Origin of the sequence: Glycomyces sp. NRRL B-16210 (assembly GCF_000719515.1) — a bacterium.
Classification (GTDB): Bacteria; Actinomycetota; Actinomycetes; order Mycobacteriales; family Micromonosporaceae; genus Glycomyces.
Window position 1 is genome coordinate 24,339 of sequence record NZ_JOGR01000001.1, and the last position, 19,831, is coordinate 44,169.

The following is a 19,831-nucleotide window of genomic DNA, read 5'->3' on the forward strand; positions in this document are numbered from 1 at the left end:
GAGTCATGGAGCAAGTCAAGTACTACATGGTGGTCACCGACGGATTCACGCGCGAACGCCCGCGGTCGGTCCTGCGCCGCTCCGTGCGCGAAGGCGTCGAGCGCGACGAGGTGTACAAGTTCTACCGCGACGGCCGCCACGGCTGGGAGTTCAGCGACTTCTTCGTCCGCGAGCTGTTCGGGCAGAACGACGACAAGGAGCACTTCGAAGTCACGCAGGACGAGGCGGAGGCGGCCATCGAGCGCCGCATCCGGGAACGCGAGAGCCGCGGCATCGGATGACGCCGAACCGGCGCCGGTCACCCGGCGCCGACCCTTCCGATACGCCCCCACCGCTTCTCGAGGCGTGCGGGTCTGGGCGCGGCGCAGTAGGATCGGGTCGGCTTTCCCACCCGGCAACCGCGTCTGGAGCTGACCATGACCTCCCCTGAGCCGCAGCCGTTCACGTTCGAAGTGCCCGAGGACTACGAGCAGCGCATCGAAGACGCGCGCGCCGCCCTCGACGTCGTGCCCCGCAACGAGAACTGGGAGAACGCCCAGCGCCTCCTCGCCGACCCGCCCGACCGCGAGGCCGTCGAGGCCGCCCAGCGCGAAGCCGCCCAGGCCATGGCCCGCCTCGCCCGTTTCCAGGCCGCCCGCCACACCGGCTACGACCCCGACCAGACCACCAAGGTCGTCATCGACGCCTCCGGCAACCTCACCGAACTCGAACTCGGCGTCGACACCGTCCGCCTCGGCAACCACGGCCTCGCCGACGCGATCCGCCTCGCCTGGAACGAGGCCGAGACCCTCCGCGCCGAGAGCGCGACCGCCTTCGCCGGCGGCGGCGCGCCCGGCGCCGCGGACGCGGCCCTCCAGGTCCTGCGCGCCATCGACGCCGCGATCGACGCCCGCGCGCACGAACGCTTCGAACAGCTCACCGAAGACGGCCTGTGCAAGGTCGCCGTCAACCTCCGCGGCGCGCTCACCGAGGTCGTGTGCCTCAAGAACAACGTCCTCAACCTCACCGACCGCCACACCTTCGCCGAGCAGACCGCCGCCGCCGTCACCGCCGCGCAGGCGGCCGCCTCCGAGGCCGTGGGCCGGATCAGCGCGTCCCATTACGCCGAATTGGGGTAGATCACCGTCCGCGTTGGTTCGCTATCCTCGGTGTGAACCCCACCGAAGTGAGCCTCCGTCTTGAATGAACCTGACGACACCCTGACCGATTTCGACGAGTTCGTGACGTTGCGCCGGCGCGACGGCGCGATCCACGTCGAAGTCTCGGTCCCCGGTTTCCGGCAGCCCCCGGGCGTCATCGCGAGCCTCATCACCGAACTCGCCGCCAGGCTCCCGCGACCCGGAGCCGAGGCCGACGACGCGCTCGCCGCCGGCATCGACGCGATCGGACAGCTCCACCAGGCCGCCGCCACCGGCGGCTACGAAGCCCTCGCCGCCATGGCCCGCGGCCGCATGGGCCTCGACGGCCCCGGCTTCAACCAGGCCGACAATGCCGTCAGCCGCGACCCCGAGTTCGACCGGGCCGTCGCCCTGCGCCTGGACGGGGTCCTCAAGTCCATGCGCGAGGCCGCCGCCCCCCGCTCGCGCCCCGATCCGGAGGTCCTCGCCGCCGAGGTCGCCAGCGACACTGGCGACCTCGCAGTAACCTCCAGCACCGAACGCGTCATCGCCGCCGTCAGGATCGAGCCCCGCGCCCGCACCAGGGGCGTCGAGGGCCTCGGGGCGGCCCTCACCGACCTCGTCGCCCGCGCTCGCGCCGAACTGCGCAGGCGCTCCGAGGCCGAAGTGCGGGAACGGCTTCCCGAAGGGGTCGCCGAAGCGGTGGACGCCGCCCCGGCCGTCGCCGAGCGCGCCGCCGGGGAGAGCGCCGACGTCATCGACATCGCGACCCGGTTCGGTGAGGACTTCAAGCGAAAGGCAGGCAGGGAATGAGCAGAGTCTTCGACGCCGAGTTCGTGCGCGGACTGAGCGCGGACATCGACGCCAACGTCGTGCCGATCCTGGAGTCCACCAACGAGGTCCTGCCCGAGCTCGGAGCGATCGACCGCAGCCTGTACACGGTCGTCACCGTCTCCATGGCCGCCGCCTACACGATGGCGAACGCGACCGTGGCCGAGTCGATGGAGGGCGCCGCGCAGTGCTTCCGCGAACTCCGCGAGGCCCTCGACGGGTGCGCGGACGACATGGAGGCCGCCGACGAGGCCTGCGCGAGCGCGTTCGGTTCGAGCGAGAGCGGGGGCTAGCGGATGACAGCCGGAGAATCGCTCTTCGAGACCGGCAGCTCGATGTCGCCGTACTTCAACGGCGTCATCAAGAGCTGCGCCACCGGGATCATGCCGCCCGCGGTCGTGCTCGGGCCGGCGGTGCAGGCGCTGGCGACCAGCATCTACATGAACCAGTGCAACCCGGGCGACCTGATGAAGGCCGCGGGGGCGTGGATGACGCTCGCCGAGCGCAACTGGGACGCCGCCGAGGCGCTCCAGGCCGAGGTCGAGACGGTGAACGAGACGAACTGGAACGGCGACGACGCCGAGGCGTTCAAGGCCAAGGCCGGGGACTTCCAGGCCCAGTTGCAGGAGCTGGCGCTCAACGCGTGCCTGCTCGCCGCCGAGCTCATCGTCCTCGCCGTCACGCTCGCCGCCTACTGGGTGTTCCTGCTGACCTGCACGATCGCGATGGACGCGTATCTGGTGGCGTACCTGTCGGCGATGGCGACCGGGGTCGGCGCGCCCGCCGCCGCGGGGATCCAGGCGAGCGCCAACGCGACGGCGTCGGCGATGGCGGGGTACGCCAAGACCACCGAGGGGGTCATCTCGACGATCTCCCACACCTGCGCGGCCCTGTGCGGGGCGTTCACGGTGTTCACGTTCGCGTTCCAGAAGTCGAAGGGCAATCCGGCGAATCCACTGGAGATCGCCGGGGCGGGGATCGTGAACATGCTCGAGGGCCTGACCACCTACTACGCGCGGAAGTTCACGATGACTCCGGCCGGGCGCCACCATCAGACGGCGTGGTGGCAGCACGGGGTCCAGGCGGCGACCAACGTCTTCCCGACCTACCAGGGCGGGGACTTCTTCGACGCCGACAACTGGAACGGCGGGTACGACGGCGGCGGGGCGGGCCTGGGCGCGGCCGACGGGGTCGCCAACGGGATCGAGCAGTACCTGCCGGAGGGATTGACGAACCCCGATGAGGTGCGGTGGACGTGAGCGTGTGCCGCCTGCTGGGAGCGGGGCTTTCGGCGGTTCCGCCGATGGCGTTCGGTTGCTACCGTGAAGGGGACCGGCGGCCCTCTCCCTCGCGAGGTGAGTTTCGATGAGCGACAATACGTCCGAGTACCAGGGGCTCGATCCCGCGGCGCCGGCCGCGGGGGCGCCTGTGTTCGGCGATGTGGACGCGGCTCGGTCGGTGGCGCCCGTCGCGCCCGACGGCGCCGAGTCGCTGCCGGACACGATCGTGACGCTGCCGGACGCCCAGATCCCGGTCGTGCGGCCGGGCTGCTCGAATCCCGAGTGCGCCAACCCGACCGTGCATCCGGCCGAGACCGGCTGGCAGCAGCTCGCCTCCGCGGTTCCCGTCGAGCGGCAGCTGTACCGGTTGCGGCCCAAGGAGGCCGGGATGTCGTTCCCGACCGAGGCCGATTTCCGCACGGCGATCGCGGCGGTGCGGCCCGAGTACGCCGACGCGCACTCGATCGAGCGGCTGCGGGGGGCGTGGACCGAGCAGGTGGCCGGGCGGCTCGCCGACTGGTCGGAGCGGATCAAGTCGCACCTGACCGACCTGTCCGAGGGCTGGGCGGGCACCGACTTCGAGTCGTTCGAGACCGCGTGCACGCAGACGCGCGAGATGGTCGACGACCTCATCGACGACATCGACGGGACCGTCGCCAACCTCCAGTCCACTGAGGACTCGCTGTACGCGATCCAGGGTGGGGACTCCGGCGAGATCCCCTACCCCGCGCCGCAGTTCTGGATCGACGGCGACTGGCACAGCTGGGTGTCGGTGCACGTCAGGCCCGCCTGGTGGTACGGGGACTGCATCGAGCACACCTGCCAGGACGCCGAGCACGTGCTCGCCCTCGCCGGGGCCGAACCCGAGGTGGCCACCGAGATCATCGACTACATCGACGAGCGCATCCTGCATTTCGTCGACTACTACTCGAGCCCCGTCAACATCGAGGCCGAAGGGCTCGACCCCCGCGGCATCACCGTCGAGGAGGCCAAGTCGCTGGCCGTCGCGGACGCCATGGAGCACTACGGGAGCACCGTCGCGCAGAACTGGAACTCCTACGACGAGCGCCAGTCCGCGATCAACGAGGACATCGAGCAGCGCAGCGCCGACACCGACGACGAGGAGCGCTCGGTGCGCACGGTGCGCAGCGACAAGGACTACCCGGCCATCGCCGATCCGGCCTATATGGACTTGGAACCTCCGGCGATGGACCAGCCCACCGGGACCGGCTCGCCGCAGGCGAGCGAGGACCCGTCGCTGGAACCGCCCGCGGGCGAAGCGCCCCCCGCCGACGAGCCCGCCGATTCGTCCGAAGAGGACGAAGGACCCAGGGGCGGCCTCGCCAGCGGCACCGGCGGTCCGGGCGGCGCGGGACTGCCCGGCGGCATCAGCGGAGCGACGCCCGCGCCCACTGCCGGCTCGGTCGCGACGATCCCCGGCGCGGCGATGACGGCGACGGCGGGCGTGCCCGGCGGCGGCGCGGGCGCGGCGGGCTCGCGGGGGGCCTCCTCGGCGATGATGGGCGGCGGCGCCGGGGCCGGGCGCGGCCCGGGAGGCGACCAGCAGGACCGCGAACCCGACGTCGACCTCCTCGAAGACGAGAACATGTGGGGCTTCATCAACGAGGACGACGACCCCTACGCCTAAGACAAGGAGCTCCGCATGTCCACGCGCACTTTCGATCCGGCCGCGCTCGAACGCTACCGGCAGTTCCTGGGCGAACTGCTCGACGAGCTGGAGAACGAGATCATCCCGTCCCTGCGCGACGGCGACCTGAAGAAGGCCCCGGCCTTCGGCACCGCGCCGGGGGCCGCCGCGCACGCCGCCGTCGAATACGCCGACTTCCACGCCACCACCTGGCGCAACCTCCAGTACCTGAGAGGCACCCTCTACGGCTTGATCGCCGGACTCCAATCGGCGATCGAGAACGGCGGCGTCGTCGATCAACAAGTGGCAACCGAAATGCTCCGCCTCGCAGGCAACGAAGACCGCTACGCCTGAAAAACAGCACCTCCTGCGCCGACTCGTGCCGATTGCGCTTGCCGACCAGCGACTAGGACTCGCGCTGCACGCCGCGCAGCGCCCAAGCGATGTCGGCCGCTCTCGTCGAATCGTGGAACGCCGCCGTCCTCAACCGCGATGAAACCGCAGTCGAGGTCAATCGGGTGATCGCCCGCATCACCGGCGAGGAAGGCCTATGACCGGGATCGACCGGATGATCCGGGACTCGATGGACCAGGTCGAGCAGATCCAGACGGCCTTCGCCGCCGAACGCGGCCGAGTGTTCGAGCGCGTCTCGGAGTCGGGCCTGTGCAGGGTGTCCGTCGGACTCGACGGCAATCTTTGCGGCGTGGTGTTCTTCCGCAACGACGTCTTCGGCATCGAGGAGACCTCGATGGTGGCGGCGGAGGTCCTGACGGCGATCAAGGCCGCCAGGGCCGACGCGGCCGTCGAAGCCGCTCGGATCGTCGACCGGTTCGTGCCGTCGAGCGCTCGCGAATGAGACGGAACCCTCGGCGACAGAACATGCGGTGACCAGAGCGCTCGGATCCGGGACACGACGGTCTGCAACGGCAGCATCGGTCGTCCTCCACCGGGCGGTCTCACCGCGAACGGCGGAGTCCCTGCGCTGCAATCGTCGGCCTGCCGAGCTGGGATTTCATGCCAGTTCGCCTGAACTGTGCAGGTTGCGAGCCCCTGCTAACCTGAATCGAGACCTAGCACCCGATCTCCCCGGCCGTCGGAGGACCCCCATGGCGAAGCGTGTACTCGATCCTGAAGCCCTGCGCAAGTACCGCAACATCACCCAGGCGCAGCTCGATTTCGTCGAGGATGTGCTGATCCCGAAACTGAGGACCGGTGAGGTGCTCGGAAACGAGCCGGGGTTCGGTCTCCTGGACAGCTCGGAGGCCGCGCGGGAGTCCTACAAGGTCTACCACAAGCAAACCTGGGACAACCTCCAGGATTTGCGGAAGAACTTGACGGGGATCATCAAGACCCTGAACGACTCGGCCGACCTTTCAGAGGAAGCCGAGGAGATCAACGTCGACGAGACCTCCTCGTACGAGAACGACCTCTGATCGCTGGCGGTCGGCGATCTCGTGCGATCGGCAACCGGGTCGATCCGAACCGAGGCACTCACAACCCTTACTTGAAGGAGATTGCAGCAGCATGACTCGCGGCATTCTGAAAGCGATGGCCGGAGCGGGCGCGACCGTCCTGCTGTTGTCCGCATGCTCGGGCGATGGCAGCGAAAGCAACGGCACCGACGGTGATTCCGGTGGCGGCGACCCGGTGGCCTCCGAGATGCGGTCCTGGGAGCCTTGCCAGATCCTCGGGGACCTTCAGCCGATCGTGGATTTCATGGGCATCAAGGAGTTCACCGCCACCGTCTCGGGCACCGACGCACCCGACAGCGCCGGCTGGGGTGAATCGACATTGGACCCCGAGGCACTCGTGTGCGGGGCCGGGATCGACCTGGGTCCGATCGACAACATGCCGGCCAACGGCACCCTCAGCGTGAAGATCGTGCCGTTGGAGGACGAGGCCCAAGCCGAGGAGTCGTACGGCCTGCGAGTCGCCGCGAGCGAAGGCCAGGGCGATGTGGAAACCGCGCGGATCGACATCGGCGACCCCTGGGACGAGGGTGTGCTCATCAGCTCCGCGAAGGAGTCGGGGGCGACCGATTACCTCAATGTCGTCGCGCGCGACGGCCAATGGGTGCTCCACATCGATCTGGACTACACGGGTGACTACAACGCGCTCCAGGGCAACGAACCCGACTACCAATTCACCAAGGAAGAGCTTCAGCAGTGGCTGATCGACACCTATCTTCCTGAGGTCAACGCAACCGTCAATGACAACGCCTCGGAAGGAGCAGCGTCATGACCGACGAGGAATTCAAAGCAGAGGAGTACGCGAACGCGGAGATGACCGAATCGGTCACGACGCCGCTCGAGCGCGACGCCAACTCCGAATTCCTGACCTGGATCGCCTGCAAGGACGGGGACTGCACGAACACGGAGAACCCGGCCGAAGAGGCCTGGGTGAAACTGATGTCGGCGATCCCGGTCGAGGACCAGGTCTCGAACCTGACCTGCGCCTCCACCGGGTTCCCGAATCCCTCCCCGGCGGAGATCCAGTCGCTGGTCACCAAGATTCGCCCCACCGACCCGGATCGGTTCGCGATCAGGGCCATCGAGGACGAATGGAAGATCTTCAAGCAGGACTTCGCCGACAATGCGGAGACCGGCGTCGCCGGAAACCTGAAGGCGGGACTCACCGATCTGATCGAAGGCTGGCAGGGCGAGGACTTCGACGCGTTCTCCGACCAGCTCGACATCGTGCTCGCCAACTGCGAGAAGATCGCCGCGGACATCGGCGACCTCGGGGGTGGGATCGTCCAGTTGCTCGACCAGAAGTGGCGAGAGATCTACGCGCTCCAGGGCGGTGCGAGCGGTGCGCTGCCGTATCCGGCGCCGCTCTACTGGATCAAGGACAAGGGCGGCCTGTTCTCGAACCCGAACATCCACGTCCGCGTCCCGTTCGCGCCTGAAGGCTGCGAAGTCGCCGAGGGCTGCATGTTCGGCGACGGCGCCGACAACAAGGCCCTCGAACTCGGCGGCTTCGACCAGGGCATCGTCGACGAGGCCCAGCAGTACGTGCAGGCGCAGACCGACTACTACATGGCCGAAGGCGCGCAGTACGAGCCGCCGACGACCCTGGAGCAGGCCCAGCGGTGGGCCGCGGCCGATGCGGACCGCGAGCTCCAGAACACCGCCGACGTGAACTCGGACAACTTCGAAGAGCGCGCCAAGATCGCCAACGAGGACGTCGTCAACCGCTGGCAGAACGCGGAGACGGCAGCGGGAGGCTTCACGCCGCAGGCGACGCCGGCCGATCCGAGCACGTTCGGCGACTCGGCCGGAGACCTCAGCGACTCTGCATACAGCCCGCCTGGCGGCGGTGGTGGAGGCGGAGGCGGCGGCGGTCTGGGCCCCGGCGAGCTGCCCAAGGGCTCGGGACCCAGCGGGCTCGAACCGATCAGCACGCCGACCCCCAGCGGCGGCGGTGGCGGCGGACTCGGCGGTGGAGGCATCGGCGGCGGCGGTTACACCCCGGGCGGCCTGGACACCGGCGATCTCGATGACAATCCTTGGGGCGGTGGGGGTTACGACCCCGACAATCCCTCGGGTGGTCTGGCTTCCGGGGGGCTTCCTGGTGGTGGTCCTGGTGGTGGCTTCGGCGGGGGGCCTGGTGGGCTTCCCGGTGGCGGTGCCGGCGGCGGCGGGCTCGGTCCCGGTGGCGGCGGGCTCGGCGCCGGCGGTGCCATGGGCGGCATGATGGGCGGCGCCGGCGGCGGCCGCGGCATGGGCCCCGGCGGTGCGGGCGGCGGTCGCGGTGGCGGCATGGGCAAAGGCATGGGCGCCGGTGGCGGCCGTGGCGGCGGCATGGGCGGCATGATGGGCGGCGCCGGCGGCCGCGGCATGGGCGGCCAAGGCGAAGGCGAGCAGGAAGCCAACACCTGGCTCACCGAAGACGACGACGTGTGGGGCATCGGCAACGAAGAGGAAGACCCCTACGCCTAAGCGACACGACGGGAGCGGCATCGAATCCTCGATGCCGCTCCCGTCATTTCTCGGGCCGGAAAGAACCGGCCCCGGCTATCTGGTCGCCTGCTCCACCACGCCCGCACCCGCGACGATCATCGTCTTGTTCTTCTTGAGGAACTCCAGCACCGGCTTGATCTTCTCCAGGATCTCCCAGATCTTGGCGAGCACCCGCGCGGCCTTGCCGAAGATGTCCGTGGCCTGGCGGATCCGGTTGAACGCCTTCATCAGCATCGATGCCACCTTGTACACGGCGTCGGCGATCGCGGTGGCCACCGTCGCGCCGAAGGTCGCGATGCCCGCGGCGACCTGCGGCAGCAACCGGGTCAGCGCCCACGACACGCCCTTGGCGAGCAGGTCCACGATGTCCTGGCGCAAGGCCTTGGCGACCTCCGCCATGCAGGTCAGCAGGGCCTCCATGCCGACCGCCATGTACCCGAGCCCGTCGATCACCTGAGCGGCCTCGGTGACCCTCGTGCGCGCCGCGTCCCCGTCCGCGCCCTGCCAGTCGGCCAGGCCCGCGTCGCCGACTGCGATGACGTACTCCGACACCTGCGGCGCGCCCTTGGCGACGGTGTCCCACATGCTCGCCGAGGTCTTCATGCGGCTCTCGTTGCCCGAGACGATGCCGACGAGGTCCTCAAGCGGCTGGAACACCTGGATGAGGAAGTCGATCAGGCTGCCCGCCAGCCATTCGACGGGGTTGAACTTCGGGTCGGTGATGTTCTCGACGAAGCTCCAGAACTCCTCCGCCGCCCCCTGCACGCTGGTGATGTCCCCGGCCAGGCCGGTCACCAGGTTCGCGTACCCGTCCCAGTCGGTGAGGCTGTCGATCTTCCCGATGTTGATCGCGGTGTTCTGCACCAGGATCGCCGGGGAGGCGACGCTCTTGAACAGGTTCATGCCGTTGGTCGGGCCGTTCTTCGTCCCGTCCGGGTTGTCGGGGTTGCGGTACCCGTCGACCGCCTGATGGTAGAGCCCGCCCGAGTTGTTCCCCGAGTTCGACGACGGGGCGCCCTGGCCGGTCACGGCCCGCCACGCGTCCATCCCGCTGGCGCCGACGTCGCCGTCCAGCAGGGTCGGCTTCTGCTGCGGTGCGCTCTCGTCCCACGTGGGCTCTTGGACGTCCGTCATCAGTTCCCCTCCTGCCCGATCTCGGCGGCGATCTTCTCCAGCTCGGCGGCGATCGCCGCGTCATTGCCCTCGTGCTCGTCCGCGCATTCGGTGATCCGGTTGGCCAGACCCGAGACGGCCTCGACCGACTCCGCCATCGAGGAGTGGAAGACGTCCGCGAGCGCGAAGTACGCCGGGGCCATCACCAGGCCGGCCACGCCCCACATCCACCATTCGGGGTCGGCCTCCTGCGCGTAGTCGGCGAGGGCCTGGATCTCACCCTCGGACTGGTGCAGTGTGGTAGCCGCTTCGCGCAGCTTCTCGGCGTCGACGTCTATCCACGTCATGGGCGGGCCCTCCAGGGCATGAAGGTCGGATGGGTATCGGCACCGTCGGTCTCGTGCAGTACCTGTGTGCGAGCATACGCAGCCGGTGCAAACCGCGCCCGTCCAGCGGACGTACGCTGGGGCGACGATCGGATCCAGAACGAAGGTCGACGCCCATGGCACGCGGCAACCAGCTCTTCAACCGCCTCGTCCGCATCCAGGACGAGGGCGCGCCGACCCCGCGCGCCGCGAGCGCGGTGCACGTCGTCGGCGGCGACCGGTCGACCGCCGGGCAGGTCGCGGCCCGGGCGGCGCTGCTGCTGGGCCTCACCCTCGCGTCGATGCTCGCCGCCTGGCGGTTCATGGCCGGCAGGTCGGCCGACTCGGGCGACTGGTCGGTCCTGTCGGACGGCTGGCAGAGCCGCGAGGTGAACCTCGTCGGGATCGCGGGCCTCGTGGTCGTCGCGGGTCTTCTGGTCCTCGGGAGCTTCAGGCCGGTGTCGAACCCCGTCGCGGCGGCCGCCTACGCGGTCGCGCAAGGGCTGCTCCTGGCCTGGATCGGCGTCACCTTCAGCCTCGGCACCGGCTGGTTCCTCGCCAACGCGCTCCTGTCGACCGTGCTCACCGGGCTCGCGGCGATCGCGATCCGGCGCAGCCGGTGGGGCCGGCGGCCGGCCGTCGTCGTGGTCCCTGCCTCTGCCGCCGCGGGGCTCGCGGCGCTGGCCCTCGGGAACGCCGCGGCCGCCCTCGCCGGGGCCGATCGGGCATTGATCGGACCGGGCGGGGCCCTCGTGCCCTGGTGGGGCTGGTACCTGCTGGTGCTGCTGGCGGTCTGGGCCGCCTCCTCGTTCCGGACCGATCTGCGCCGGATCGACGCGTACACCGAGGCCGGGGCGCCCGCCCGGTACCGCTGGGCCGCGGCCCTGGCGGTCGCCGCCGGGCCGGTCGGGATCTACGTCTGGCGCCTCACCGACTTCCGTACGACGTACGGCGACCAGTACTCGGGGATGCACGGCCTCTCCTCCGACTGACCCGCGATCGCGCAGGCAGCGGCCGGTGCGCGATTTGCCGTCGGTGGCGGTCGGTCCGTACCATGGCCCGACGATCCCTATTCCCGGAGGTTGACGATGTCCTCGCACGGCGACGGCCCGGCGGACCTCTCGGCGACCGCGAAGCCGAACGCGAGGCGCCGGGCGGGCGACATCGCCGTGTTCATCCTCGACGCCGCCTTCGACGGCTCGGGCCCCGACTCGCAGCTGACCAACCGGAACTTCGGCGAGCTGCGCGCCCGCCAGTGGGGCAGGTTCGCCGCCAAGCACGGCTTCGCCTACAGCGAGCATCCGGTCCCGGACGAGATCGCGGGCGATCCGGCGATGGTCGCCATGTTCGAGGACCTCCGCGAGGCGGGGTTCCCGCTCAACGAGGTCGTGGGCCTGCTCAAAGGTGCCTGGCGGGGCGTCGACCTGCTGGGCTTCCAGACGTACGAGCCGGTCGGCGACGGGAAGGTCCAGACCTACCGGATCGTGTACGCTCCGCTCGGCCGCGAGTTCCCCGACCTGGTCCACGACCGGGGCTTCGGCGGCAGCGGCCACGCCCGCCGGACCTGGTACGCCCGGCGCGGCGGCTACGAGGAGGTCAGCGTCGCGCCGCCGCGGGCCCCCAGGACCGGGCTGCTCGCCCGCTCGCCGGTCGGCAAGGCGCTCGACGTGGTGTTCGGGCCCGTCCCGCCCAAGGTCCACACCGCCTCGCGCGAGTTCGGCGAGCGCTTCTTCGAGGCCGCCTACCGCGACTTCGACAAGCGGGTCTTCAAGCGCACGTGGGCGGTCCTGGGCCGCCGGCTCGTGTTCATCGAGGCCGAGGGCGACACCGGCATGATCGCCCACCGCCGCCGCGCCGAGTTCCTCGACGCCGTCGTGCAGGTGCGGCGTCTGTTCGTATAGATCCACGGGGCCCGGCCCCGGAAGGGAGACCCATGACAGAGGACGAAGTCGCCGCGATGCAGCGGCGCGCGCAGGAGGTCCAGCACCTCGCCGTCGAGGCCGAGGCCGAGGCGGTGAGCGAGGACGGCGGCGTGCGCGTCGTCGCCGGTCCCGCCGGCGACATCAAGGTGCTGGACCTGCGGCTCAACGCGTTCGAGTTGAGCGGGGTCGAGCTGGGGGAGGCGATCGTCGCGACGGTCAACGCCGCCGAGAACAAGGCCAAGACCGAGCTGTCGGCGGAGATCGGCCGCATCCTGGGCACGGGGCCGACCGATTTCGGCGGCGGCTTCGGAGGGATCGACACCGACACGGAGGGACCGCGATGAGCGACCGCAACCGACCCGCTCCCGAGGAGATGTTCCGGCGCCTCCAGCAGATGCAGGAGGACGCCGAGCGGACCCTCGCGAAGTACGAGCAGTTGTCCGAAGAGCTGGGCACGGTCGCGATCGAGGCCTACTCGGACGACGGCCTCGTCCGCGTCAAGCTCGACGCCGACGGCCGGCTCGCCGAGATCGGCATCGACGAGCACGCGATGCGGATGCGCCAGTCCCTCGGGCCGACGATCCTGGCCGTCATCGCGCAGGCGAAGGCCGAGTACGGCGTCAAGATGGCCGAGATGGCGCAGGCGCTCGTGGGCGACAAGTTCGACGTCAACGCCTTGGTGCGCAACACCTTGCCCGAGCACATGAGGGACCGTTTCGAGCGCTGACCGGAGGCCGCCCGGGCGGCCGGGAAGGGCCCGTGACCAGGTCGCCACTGCTGGTGCGCGGCTTGTACATTGATCCGCATGGGTATGAAGGACCGCCTGGACCAGATGCGGCAGCGCGCTCAGGACGCCGGGAAGACGGTCGTCGACGTCGGCGCCGATGCCGCCCGGCAGAAGCGCGACGCCGCAAAGGGTTTCGCGCGCGGCAAGGTCGACGCGGCGACCGGTTTCGCGACCGACCGCCGCGACGCCGCGAAGGACTTCGTCGGCGACGCCAGGTCCGCGCTGCGGGAGGGCGACCTCGAGGAGCTGCTCAAGCGGCTCCCGCTGCCGTCCGACCCGGTCGCCGAGCACTGGAAGTGGAGCCTCGGGAAGCTCGTCACCGCGGGGCAGAAGCCGCCCAAGGGGACCGGGATGCTCCTGGGCCTGCTCGACAAGTTCGGCACGATCGACATCGGCCCTGACGAGGTCGGTTTCGACGGCGCGACCGCGAAGTGGCACAAGGTGAAGGCGATCCGCACGCGTTCGCTCGACGGCATCGTGCAGAAGCTCTCGACCGACGGCTTCACCGACAGCATCCAGGCCCTGCTGCCGCCGGTGCCCGGCCGCGGCTGGGTCTCGGAGAAGGCGACGTCCGCGATCTTCACGCTGTGGGCCATGGTCGCCGACCTCGCCATACGCGACCCCGAAGCCGGTCGCCGCCAAGTGGTCTGCGAGATCGAGTACAAGGGCTGGATCCGCACCAAGGAGGCCGAGACCGGGTACTTCACCGGTCCGGTCATGGCGCTGCTGCCGAACCTCGACGCGGTGTTCAGGGCCGAGGCCGGGCGGCGCGGCGTGGTCATCGAGCAGGCCGAGCAGACCGCGATCGAGGTCGGCGAGGCGAGGGTGGCGTGGCTGCGCGAGCGCCACGCGGCGATAACCGCCAAGCGCGAGGCCGCCCGCAGGCAGATCGAGTACTGAGCGTCCGGGGCGGGCCGGTCCGCGGACCGGCCCGCCCCGGGGCGTCTACTTCGGGTGGGTCTCGCCGGGGTAGCGCAGCCCGATCTGGGCGCGCACCTCGTCCATGACCTCGAGGACTTCGATGGTGCTCTGCGGCGGCACGAGCGTGGACTCGAGCCGGCCCTGGCGCAGCGTCCGGTGGACCTCCAGGGCCTCGTGGACGTAGCCGTGGCCGACGTAGGGCGCCTCGAACTCGCGCGGCGCCTCGTTGTAGCGCACGAGGGTGTAACCGCTGGGGCGGTAGGCGAAGTCGCGCAGTTCGATGCGGCCCTCGGTGCCCGCGATGGTGACCTCGTTCGCGGCCCCGCCGCGGATCGAGCAGGCCAGCTGCGCGATCGCGTTCGGGTAGCGCAGGGTCATCGCGGTGTAGGCGTCGACGCCGGTGGTGTCCATGACCGCGGTCGCGGTGACCGACTCGGGCGCGCCGAGGGCCAGGTGCGCCAGCGTCAGCGGGTAGACCCCGAGGTCGAGGAGAGCGCCCCCGGCCAGTTCGAGGTTGCGCAGGCGGTGGCTGGGCGGCAGGTCGGCGGCGAGGGCGAAGTTGCCGTTGACGGACACGACCTCGCCGATCATGCCCTCCTGGATGGCCCGGCGCATTTCCCTGATCGCGGGGTTGCAGCGGGTCCACATGGCCTCCATGAGGAAGCGCTGGTGCTCGCGGGCGACGTCGAACATGGTGCGGGCCTGGGCGGCGTTGTAGGCGAAGGCCTTCTCGCACAGGACGTGCTTGCCGGCTTCCAGGAGCTGCAAGGTGGGCAGGTAGTGGTGGGAGTGCGGGGTGGCGACGTAGACGATGTCCACCTCGTCGTCCGCGGCCAGGGCTTGGACGGAGTCCCAGGTGTTTTCGATGTCGTACTTCTTGGCGAACGCGGCGGCGCGCTCCGCCGATCGAGAGGCCACAGCGGTGACGCGGCAATCGTCGAGGAGGGCAAGATCTTCCACAAAGGTCGATGCGATTCCACCGGTCGCCAGGATTCCCCATCGGATCGGTTCAACCATGGACGTAAGCACATCACAACTTCCGGCGATCGTCAACACGAGGGTCAGCGGTACTATCGCCGTTAATCGGGCGATTTCCACGCAAGATCCCTACGGTGCGTGACCAAATGGTCGGCATCGGGTACGGAATGTGACCTTTCCCCCAGGCCGGTCCCGGCCCGCGCATGGCACTATGGCCACATGCAGCGGATATCCATCAAGCGCGCCTTCGCGCTCCTCATCGCCGCCGCGGGCGGCGGACTGCTCGCGATCGCCTCGGCCGCCCCGGCGTCGGCCCACGCGGGGGTCGTCGGCACCGACCCCGAGAACGGGGCCACCCTGGCCGAGGCGCCCGCCGCGGTCACGGTGACCTTCTCCGAGATCCTCGACGGCCCCTCGACCGAGATCGCCGTGACCGACCCCTCGGGCGCGGTCGTCGCGGTCGAGGACGCCTCCTTCGACGGCGACACCTTCACCCAGCCGATGCTGTACACCGAGCCGGGGGAGTACACCGTGGCGTTCCGGCTGATCTCCGAGGACGGCCACCGGGTCGACGACGCGCTGACGTTCACCGTGGAGGCCATCCCCGAGGACCTCGCCGCGGCCGGTGCCGAAGCGCCCGAGACCGAGGCCGAGACCGCCGACGAGGCGACCTCGGAGGCCGAGGCCCCCGAATCCACCGAGGAGGCGACCACCGAAGCGGCCGAAGAGGATTCGAACACCTTCGCGGCCCTGGCCGCGATCCTCCTCGGCGTGCTGGTCGTCGTCGTGGGCGGCGTGGTCCTGGTGAAGACCCTGGGCCGCAAGCAGAACGACACCACCGAAGACGACGAGAAGGACGGCGGCGCCGAGTAGGCGCCGCACCCGACTTCTTCAGGGGCGCCCGCGCGCGGTGATCCGCGCGCGGGCGCCCCGTCCGTTCACCCGTTGAGCTTCGCGACCAGACGCGTGTAGTCGCCGAAGGCCGCCTCGACGCCGCCGAGTTCGAGACCGTAGCGGGCCACGCCGTACTCGTGCTTGCGGTCGGTGGCCGGGCGGGCGAGCACGCTCTCCAGGTTCCCCGCGTCCTTCTCGGTCCACCGCGCGCCCAGGGCGTCGTAGATCTTCGGCACCAGGCGCTGCGGGTCGGAGTTGAGCTGGTGGTAAGGAACGTCCACGATGGACTCGGCGGGGAGCGCCACCCGCGAATCGCGTCCCTTCTGGACTGACTCGGACATGAGCTCCACGGCCAGCCGGCCGATCTCGTGGAGGTCGGGGTGCTTGAGGTAGGTCGACCAGGAGGTCTCCATGAGGCTGCACAGGGAGCCGATGACGGTGACCGGGTCGCGGTGGGTCCACACGAAGGTCGCGTCGGGGAAGATCTCGCGGATGATCTCGAGGTCCGAGAGGTGTCCGGGGTACTTGAGGATCCAGCGCTTGGGCTCGCGCCCGTGCTGGAGGATCTGGAGCACCTGCTTGAGGTAGCCGTAGTCGGGCCTGACGTCCCGCTGCTTCAGCCACTCGCGGTAGGCGGGCATCGGGCCGCGCAGGAAGAGGTGGTAGAAGCCGTGCGGCATGACCATCATGGACTCTTCGGGGCTGTCGACCGAGCTGGGGTGGATGACCTTCCACGACGGGGCGACGCGCATCATGAACTGGATGCCCTTGTCCAGGTCGGAGATCCGCTTGCCGATCACGGCCGGGTCGGTCTCCAGATCGGTGTGGAGCATCTCCCACATCCGCGGGCCCCGGTGGTCGTCGGAGGCGGCGAGGACCTTGTGCGCCAAGGTGGTCGCCGTGCGCGGCATCCCGACGACGAAGACCGGCCTCTCGATCCGCTCCTCGAGGACGGCCGGGTGCTCGGCGATGAGCGCCTTGGTCTTGAGCCGGTTCTCCAAGCGCGACTTCGAATCGGCGACGGCCGAGGTCCAGCCGAGCGGCAGGAGTCCGGGCTCGTCGGCGAGACACTCGAGCAGGAATCCGAAGTCCTTGGCGAACGTCTCCTCGCCGTCGAGGGACAGGCCGGAGGCGACCACATCGGACACGACCTTGTCCCAGGCCTCGGCGGGCCGCTTGCGGCCGCCGGTGGAGGGGGTGAGTAGGAGGTTGAGGGCTCTGGCGGTGACGGTCACGCGTTTCATGGAGGGCGGGGTTCCTCTCCCGTTGCGGGGGTACGACTTTCCCGGCAGCCTATAGCAAGCCGGGCGCGTCCTCAACGCGTCACAATGTGACACGGGTGTTGCGGGGAGGGGAACGGGCCGCGGTCAGGGGCAGTTGACCCACTCGTCGGTGCCGTCGTCGAAGAACTGGTGCTTCCAGATCGGCAGGCGCGCCTTCACCTCGTCGACCAGGTCGGCGCAGGCGTCGAAGGCCTCCTTGCGGTGCTCGGCGGCGACCGCCGCCACCAGTGCGGGATCGCCGATCGCGAGGTCGCCGACGCGGTGCGAGACGACGACGCCGTGCACGCCGGGGCGGGCGGCGATCTCCTCGGCGATGGCGCGCAGCAGCTCCCCGGCCGAAGGGTGGCCCTCATAGGACAGACGCAGGACGCCCCTGCCGTGATCGTGGTCGCGGACGTTCCCCGAGAACGACACCACCGCCCCGGCCCGGGCGTCGGCAGCCGCCCGCTCGTGCTCGGCGGCGTCGAGCGGGGCGTCGAGGACTCTCGCGCGGATCATGCGGTCCCCCCGAACCCGGCGCTCACCCCGGGCACGGTCGCGAGGCCGATCGCCTCGCCCGCACTGCCGGTGGCGTTCGGGGCGATGACGGCGAACCCGGCGGCGCCCGCCAGGCCGCGCAGCATCGCCGAACCGTGGTGGCCCAGCCGCCGTCCCGCCGCGTCGACCAGCGCGAGGTGCGTGAAGGCGCCCCGGCCCGGCACGTCCTCGGCCAGGCGCGTCGCGCCGAGCGGCGGCAGCGGCAGGCCGCGCAGGCCCGCCAGCAGCGGGGCGACGAGGGTGACCACCGCGATCACCGCCGACTGCGGATTGCCGGGCAGCCCGGCGATGAACCTGCCGTCCTCGGTGCGCGCCAACAGCATCGGGAAGCCGGGCCGGACGGCCACGGTGTTGAGCACGTACTCGGCGCCGATCTCGGCGAGCGCGGGGTGGAGGTGGTCGACCGGGCCGACCATGGTGCCGCCGGTGGTGCACACCAGGTCCGCCTCGCTCAGGGCCGAGCGCAGGGCGGCGACGTGCGCCTCCAGGGTGTCCTCGACCGGTCCGAGGCTCGGCCCGGCCGCCGCTCCGGCGGCGGTGAGCAGGTGCGGGACCATCGGGCCGAGCGAGTCGCGGACCCGCCCGTCCCGGGAGACGCCGCCGGTCAGCAGCTCGTCGCCGAAGACGACGACGCGGGCGGCGGGGCGCGGGTGCGCCGGCAGCGTCACGTGGCCGGCGCTGGCGGCGAGGCCGATCACCGGCGGGGTGACCGGGGTGCCCGCGGGCAGCAGCTCCTCGCCGCGCCGGGCCTCCTCGCCGGTCTCGCGCCACTCGCGCTCGGCGGGCCCGGTAACGGACCCGTCAGTGCCGGTCTCGGTGTGCTCCAAGCGGATGAGGCCCTCGGTGCCCGCGGGGACCTGCGCCCCGGTGGCGATCTTGACGGCCCGGCCGGGCGTGATCGGCCCGGGCACCTGGCCGGCCAGAACCGCGCCGCCCGGGCGCCACGGCCCGGGCCCGGCGACGGCCCAGCCGTCGACCGCGGAGGTCGGGAAGGCGGGCAGGTCGGAGGCGGCCGTGAGCGGCGCGGCGAGCGCCGAGCCCGCGGCCTGGTCGAACGGCAGTTCGGCCGCGACCGGGCGGGCCGCGAAGCCGGCGGCCCAGGCGGTCTCGCGGGCCTCGGCCCAGTGCATCGGCTGCGCGCTGTCGGCCATCAGGCGCTTCCTCCGTGACCGGCCGCCTCGGTCTCGGGCCGCGGGTGGTCGCCGTCCTTGAGCTGGGAGACCGCGTGCGTCAGGAACTCGGCGGTGAGCACGGTCAGCGCGTCCTGCGCGGCGCCCTTGGACCCGGCGATGTTGACGATCAGAGTGGTGCCGGCGACGCCGGCGGTTCCGCGCGACAGCGCCGCGAACGGGGTCTTGGCGAGGCCCGCGGCGCGGATCGCCTCGCTGATGCCGGGCACCTCCCGGTCGATGACGCGCCGCGTCATCTCGGGGGTCAGGTCCAGCGAGGTCAGGCCCGTGCCGCCGGTGGTGACGACCAGGTCGAAGCCGTCGTCGACGGCGTCGCGCAGGGCCTGCTCGACCTCGCCGCCGTCATGGACGACGACCGGCCCGGCCACGCCGAACCCGGCCGCGGCGAACCCCTGGACCAGGACCGGCCCGGAGGTGTCCTCGTACACGCCGTCGGCCGCCCGGTTCGAGGCGACCACGATGAGTGCGCTGATCGACGTCATGCGTCTGCTCCCTTTGCATCGGACGGCTCCCGCCGCCACGTACCGGTTTTCCCGCCGAGCTTCTCTGCAACCCCGACCTCGGCGATCGTCGCCGCCGGGTCGACGGCCTTGACCATGTCCACCAGTGTCAGCCCCGCCACCGACACCGCCGTCAGCGCCTCCATCTCGACGCCGGTGCGGTCGGCGGTCCGCACCCGCGCGGCGATGGACACGCCCTCGTCGGTCACCGTCAGCTCGACCTCGACGCCGCTGAGGGCGATGGGGTGGCACAGCGGCACCAGGTCGGGGGTGCGCTTCGCGGCCATGATCCCCGCGATGCGGGCCGTCGCCAGAGCGTCGCCCTTCGCCAGCGAGTTCGCCCGCAGCGCGGCGACGACCTCGGGGGTGGTCACGAGCCGCCCGGTCGCGAGCGCCGAGCGCCGCGAGACGTCCTTGCCCGAGACGTCCACCATCCGGGCCGCCCCGGTCGAGTCCACGTGCGTCAGGTCTGCCATGCAGCGAAGTCTAGTCGGGACGGGGG

The 19,831-nt window shown here is 70.7% G+C and carries 25 protein-coding genes; 17 read left to right on the forward strand and 8 right to left on the reverse strand.

What is annotated here, in order from left to right:
- Nucleotides 1-5 precede the first annotated feature (5 nt).
- The 11 genes from IF12_RS0100125 to IF12_RS23555 all read left to right on the forward strand — a co-directional run bounded on the left by IF12_RS0100125 (nucleotide 6) and on the right by IF12_RS23555 (nucleotide 8,818).
- Nucleotides 6-281: a hypothetical protein gene (locus tag IF12_RS0100125; RefSeq protein WP_030144241.1), complete on the forward strand. Its 276-nt coding sequence runs from the start codon at nucleotides 6-8 to the stop codon at nucleotides 279-281.
- Nucleotides 282-416: 135 nt separating this feature from the next.
- Nucleotides 417-1,118, forward strand: coding sequence for a hypothetical protein (locus tag IF12_RS0100130; RefSeq protein WP_030144242.1), 702 nt, complete (start codon nucleotides 417-419; stop codon nucleotides 1,116-1,118).
- 60 nt (nucleotides 1,119-1,178) lie between these two features.
- Entirely contained in the window at nucleotides 1,179-1,931 is a 753-nt protein-coding gene (locus tag IF12_RS0100135; RefSeq protein ID WP_030144243.1) for a hypothetical protein, read from the forward strand.
- On the forward strand, nucleotides 1,928-2,242 hold the full coding sequence (locus IF12_RS0100140) for a type VII secretion target (RefSeq protein ID WP_030144244.1): 315 nt from the start codon (nucleotides 1,928-1,930) through the stop codon (nucleotides 2,240-2,242). The genes IF12_RS0100135 and IF12_RS0100140 overlap by 4 nt, the downstream gene beginning before the upstream one ends.
- 3 nt (nucleotides 2,243-2,245) lie before the next feature.
- On the forward strand, nucleotides 2,246-3,208 hold the full coding sequence (locus IF12_RS0100145; protein WP_030144245.1) for a hypothetical protein: 963 nt from the start codon (nucleotides 2,246-2,248) through the stop codon (nucleotides 3,206-3,208).
- A gap of 106 nt (nucleotides 3,209-3,314) precedes the next feature.
- The gene (locus IF12_RS23550; RefSeq protein WP_133884110.1) at nucleotides 3,315-4,877 is read left to right on the forward strand and encodes a hypothetical protein; all 1,563 of its coding nucleotides are present in this window, start codon (nucleotides 3,315-3,317) and stop codon (nucleotides 4,875-4,877) included.
- 15 nt (nucleotides 4,878-4,892) lie between these two features.
- Nucleotides 4,893-5,231 (forward strand): hypothetical protein, encoded by a 339-nt coding sequence (locus IF12_RS0100155; RefSeq protein ID WP_030144247.1) that lies wholly within the window; start codon nucleotides 4,893-4,895, stop codon nucleotides 5,229-5,231.
- A 196-nt stretch (nucleotides 5,232-5,427) separates the two neighbouring features.
- Nucleotides 5,428-5,733 carry a hypothetical protein gene (locus IF12_RS0100165; RefSeq protein ID WP_030144248.1) on the forward strand — a complete coding sequence of 102 codons (306 nt, stop codon included), beginning with the start codon at nucleotides 5,428-5,430 and terminating at the stop codon, nucleotides 5,731-5,733.
- Nucleotides 5,734-5,983: 250 nt separating this feature from the next.
- A complete protein-coding gene (locus IF12_RS0100170; RefSeq protein WP_030144249.1) occupies nucleotides 5,984-6,310 on the forward strand; it encodes a hypothetical protein in 327 nt (108 codons plus the stop codon).
- 91 nt (nucleotides 6,311-6,401) lie between these two features.
- On the forward strand, nucleotides 6,402-7,118 hold the full coding sequence (locus tag IF12_RS0100175) for a hypothetical protein (protein ID WP_133884111.1): 717 nt from the start codon (nucleotides 6,402-6,404) through the stop codon (nucleotides 7,116-7,118).
- Nucleotides 7,115-8,818: a hypothetical protein gene (locus IF12_RS23555; protein WP_051703780.1), complete on the forward strand. Its 1,704-nt coding sequence runs from the start codon at nucleotides 7,115-7,117 to the stop codon at nucleotides 8,816-8,818. The genes IF12_RS0100175 and IF12_RS23555 overlap by 4 nt, the downstream gene beginning before the upstream one ends.
- A gap of 75 nt (nucleotides 8,819-8,893) precedes the next feature.
- Here IF12_RS23555 and IF12_RS0100185 read toward each other — a convergent pair whose 3' ends face one another.
- Nucleotides 8,894-9,973 carry a hypothetical protein gene (locus tag IF12_RS0100185; protein WP_030144252.1) on the reverse strand — a complete coding sequence of 360 codons (1,080 nt, stop codon included), beginning with the start codon at nucleotides 9,971-9,973 and terminating at the stop codon, nucleotides 8,894-8,896.
- Nucleotides 9,973-10,299, reverse strand: coding sequence for a type VII secretion target (locus IF12_RS0100190; protein ID WP_030144253.1), 327 nt, complete (start codon nucleotides 10,297-10,299; stop codon nucleotides 9,973-9,975). The genes IF12_RS0100185 and IF12_RS0100190 overlap by 1 nt, the downstream gene beginning before the upstream one ends.
- Before the next feature lie 155 nt (nucleotides 10,300-10,454).
- Between IF12_RS0100190 and IF12_RS0100195 the strand changes: the two genes are divergently transcribed.
- The 5 genes from IF12_RS0100195 to IF12_RS0100215 all read left to right on the forward strand — a co-directional run bounded on the left by IF12_RS0100195 (nucleotide 10,455) and on the right by IF12_RS0100215 (nucleotide 13,926).
- On the forward strand, nucleotides 10,455-11,309 hold the full coding sequence (locus tag IF12_RS0100195) for a Bax inhibitor-1/YccA family protein (protein WP_030144254.1): 855 nt from the start codon (nucleotides 10,455-10,457) through the stop codon (nucleotides 11,307-11,309).
- Nucleotides 11,310-11,405: 96 nt separating this feature from the next.
- Nucleotides 11,406-12,218 (forward strand): hypothetical protein, encoded by an 813-nt coding sequence (locus tag IF12_RS25305; protein ID WP_030144255.1) that lies wholly within the window; start codon nucleotides 11,406-11,408, stop codon nucleotides 12,216-12,218.
- A 32-nt stretch (nucleotides 12,219-12,250) separates the two neighbouring features.
- Nucleotides 12,251-12,583: a YbaB/EbfC family nucleoid-associated protein gene (locus IF12_RS25310; RefSeq protein ID WP_030144256.1), complete on the forward strand. Its 333-nt coding sequence runs from the start codon at nucleotides 12,251-12,253 to the stop codon at nucleotides 12,581-12,583.
- Entirely contained in the window at nucleotides 12,580-12,966 is a 387-nt protein-coding gene (locus IF12_RS0100210; protein ID WP_030144257.1) for a YbaB/EbfC family nucleoid-associated protein, read from the forward strand. The genes IF12_RS25310 and IF12_RS0100210 overlap by 4 nt, the downstream gene beginning before the upstream one ends.
- Nucleotides 12,967-13,044: 78 nt before the next feature.
- The gene (locus IF12_RS0100215; protein ID WP_133884112.1) at nucleotides 13,045-13,926 is read left to right on the forward strand and encodes a hypothetical protein; all 882 of its coding nucleotides are present in this window, start codon (nucleotides 13,045-13,047) and stop codon (nucleotides 13,924-13,926) included.
- A 45-nt stretch (nucleotides 13,927-13,971) separates the two neighbouring features.
- Here the strand turns inward: IF12_RS0100215 and IF12_RS0100220 are convergent, their stop codons facing one another.
- A complete protein-coding gene (locus IF12_RS0100220) occupies nucleotides 13,972-14,964 on the reverse strand; it encodes a Gfo/Idh/MocA family protein (protein WP_030144259.1) in 993 nt (330 codons plus the stop codon).
- 180 nt (nucleotides 14,965-15,144) lie between these two features.
- Between IF12_RS0100220 and IF12_RS0100225 the strand changes: the two genes are divergently transcribed.
- Entirely contained in the window at nucleotides 15,145-15,798 is a 654-nt protein-coding gene (locus IF12_RS0100225) for a copper resistance CopC family protein (RefSeq protein ID WP_051703781.1), read from the forward strand.
- Nucleotides 15,799-15,863: 65 nt separating this feature from the next.
- Here the strand turns inward: IF12_RS0100225 and IF12_RS0100230 are convergent, their stop codons facing one another.
- The 5 genes from IF12_RS0100230 to moaC form a co-directional block, all read right to left on the reverse strand.
- Nucleotides 15,864-17,063 (reverse strand): sulfotransferase, encoded by a 1,200-nt coding sequence (locus tag IF12_RS0100230; RefSeq protein WP_030144261.1) that lies wholly within the window; start codon nucleotides 17,061-17,063, stop codon nucleotides 15,864-15,866.
- A 123-nt stretch (nucleotides 17,064-17,186) separates the two neighbouring features.
- On the reverse strand, nucleotides 17,187-17,600 hold the full coding sequence (locus IF12_RS0100235) for a molybdenum cofactor biosynthesis protein MoaE (RefSeq protein ID WP_030144262.1): 414 nt from the start codon (nucleotides 17,598-17,600) through the stop codon (nucleotides 17,187-17,189).
- Nucleotides 17,597-18,790, reverse strand: coding sequence for a molybdopterin molybdotransferase MoeA (locus tag IF12_RS0100240; protein WP_030144263.1), 1,194 nt, complete (start codon nucleotides 18,788-18,790; stop codon nucleotides 17,597-17,599). Before IF12_RS0100240 ends, IF12_RS0100235 begins: the two co-directional genes overlap by 4 nt.
- Complete coding sequence (locus IF12_RS0100245; RefSeq protein WP_030144264.1) at nucleotides 18,790-19,311, reverse strand: molybdenum cofactor biosynthesis protein B; 522 nt, start codon at nucleotides 19,309-19,311, stop codon at nucleotides 18,790-18,792. Before IF12_RS0100245 ends, IF12_RS0100240 begins: the two co-directional genes overlap by 1 nt.
- A complete protein-coding gene (gene moaC, locus IF12_RS0100250) occupies nucleotides 19,308-19,805 on the reverse strand; it encodes a cyclic pyranopterin monophosphate synthase MoaC (RefSeq protein ID WP_030144265.1) in 498 nt (165 codons plus the stop codon). Before moaC ends, IF12_RS0100245 begins: the two co-directional genes overlap by 4 nt.
- Between the last annotated feature and the right edge of the window lie 26 nt (nucleotides 19,806-19,831).

Excerpts from the sequence above, each read along its gene's own strand:
- IF12_RS0100125 (WP_030144241.1), top strand. The coding sequence starts at position 6 with ATGGAGCAAGTCAAGTACTACATGGTGGTCACCGACGGATTCACGCGC.
- IF12_RS0100130 (WP_030144242.1), top strand. The coding sequence starts at position 417 with ATGACCTCCCCTGAGCCGCAGCCGTTCACGTTCGAAGTGCCCGAGGAC.
- IF12_RS0100140 (WP_030144244.1), top strand. The coding sequence starts at position 1,928 with ATGAGCAGAGTCTTCGACGCCGAGTTCGTGCGCGGACTGAGCGCGGAC.
- IF12_RS0100145 (WP_030144245.1), top strand. The coding sequence starts at position 2,246 with ATGACAGCCGGAGAATCGCTCTTCGAGACCGGCAGCTCGATGTCGCCG.
- IF12_RS23550 (WP_133884110.1), top strand. The coding sequence starts at position 3,315 with ATGAGCGACAATACGTCCGAGTACCAGGGGCTCGATCCCGCGGCGCCG.
- IF12_RS0100155 (WP_030144247.1), top strand. The coding sequence starts at position 4,893 with ATGTCCACGCGCACTTTCGATCCGGCCGCGCTCGAACGCTACCGGCAG.
- IF12_RS0100165 (WP_030144248.1), top strand. The coding sequence starts at position 5,428 with ATGACCGGGATCGACCGGATGATCCGGGACTCGATGGACCAGGTCGAG.
- IF12_RS0100170 (WP_030144249.1), top strand. The coding sequence starts at position 5,984 with ATGGCGAAGCGTGTACTCGATCCTGAAGCCCTGCGCAAGTACCGCAAC.
- IF12_RS0100175 (WP_133884111.1), top strand. The coding sequence starts at position 6,402 with ATGACTCGCGGCATTCTGAAAGCGATGGCCGGAGCGGGCGCGACCGTC.
- IF12_RS23555 (WP_051703780.1), top strand. The coding sequence starts at position 7,115 with ATGACCGACGAGGAATTCAAAGCAGAGGAGTACGCGAACGCGGAGATG.
- IF12_RS0100185 (WP_030144252.1), bottom strand. The coding sequence starts at position 9,973 with ATGACGGACGTCCAAGAGCCCACGTGGGACGAGAGCGCACCGCAGCAG.
- IF12_RS0100190 (WP_030144253.1), bottom strand. The coding sequence starts at position 10,299 with ATGACGTGGATAGACGTCGACGCCGAGAAGCTGCGCGAAGCGGCTACC.
- IF12_RS0100195 (WP_030144254.1), top strand. The coding sequence starts at position 10,455 with ATGGCACGCGGCAACCAGCTCTTCAACCGCCTCGTCCGCATCCAGGAC.
- IF12_RS25305 (WP_030144255.1), top strand. The coding sequence starts at position 11,406 with ATGTCCTCGCACGGCGACGGCCCGGCGGACCTCTCGGCGACCGCGAAG.
- IF12_RS25310 (WP_030144256.1), top strand. The coding sequence starts at position 12,251 with ATGACAGAGGACGAAGTCGCCGCGATGCAGCGGCGCGCGCAGGAGGTC.
- IF12_RS0100210 (WP_030144257.1), top strand. The coding sequence starts at position 12,580 with ATGAGCGACCGCAACCGACCCGCTCCCGAGGAGATGTTCCGGCGCCTC.
- IF12_RS0100215 (WP_133884112.1), top strand. The coding sequence starts at position 13,045 with ATGGGTATGAAGGACCGCCTGGACCAGATGCGGCAGCGCGCTCAGGAC.
- IF12_RS0100220 (WP_030144259.1), bottom strand. The coding sequence starts at position 14,964 with ATGGTTGAACCGATCCGATGGGGAATCCTGGCGACCGGTGGAATCGCA.
- IF12_RS0100225 (WP_051703781.1), top strand. The coding sequence starts at position 15,145 with ATGCAGCGGATATCCATCAAGCGCGCCTTCGCGCTCCTCATCGCCGCC.
- IF12_RS0100230 (WP_030144261.1), bottom strand. The coding sequence starts at position 17,063 with ATGAAACGCGTGACCGTCACCGCCAGAGCCCTCAACCTCCTACTCACC.
- IF12_RS0100235 (WP_030144262.1), bottom strand. The coding sequence starts at position 17,600 with ATGATCCGCGCGAGAGTCCTCGACGCCCCGCTCGACGCCGCCGAGCAC.
- IF12_RS0100240 (WP_030144263.1), bottom strand. The coding sequence starts at position 18,790 with ATGGCCGACAGCGCGCAGCCGATGCACTGGGCCGAGGCCCGCGAGACC.
- IF12_RS0100245 (WP_030144264.1), bottom strand. The coding sequence starts at position 19,311 with ATGACGTCGATCAGCGCACTCATCGTGGTCGCCTCGAACCGGGCGGCC.
- moaC (WP_030144265.1), bottom strand. The coding sequence starts at position 19,805 with ATGGCAGACCTGACGCACGTGGACTCGACCGGGGCGGCCCGGATGGTG.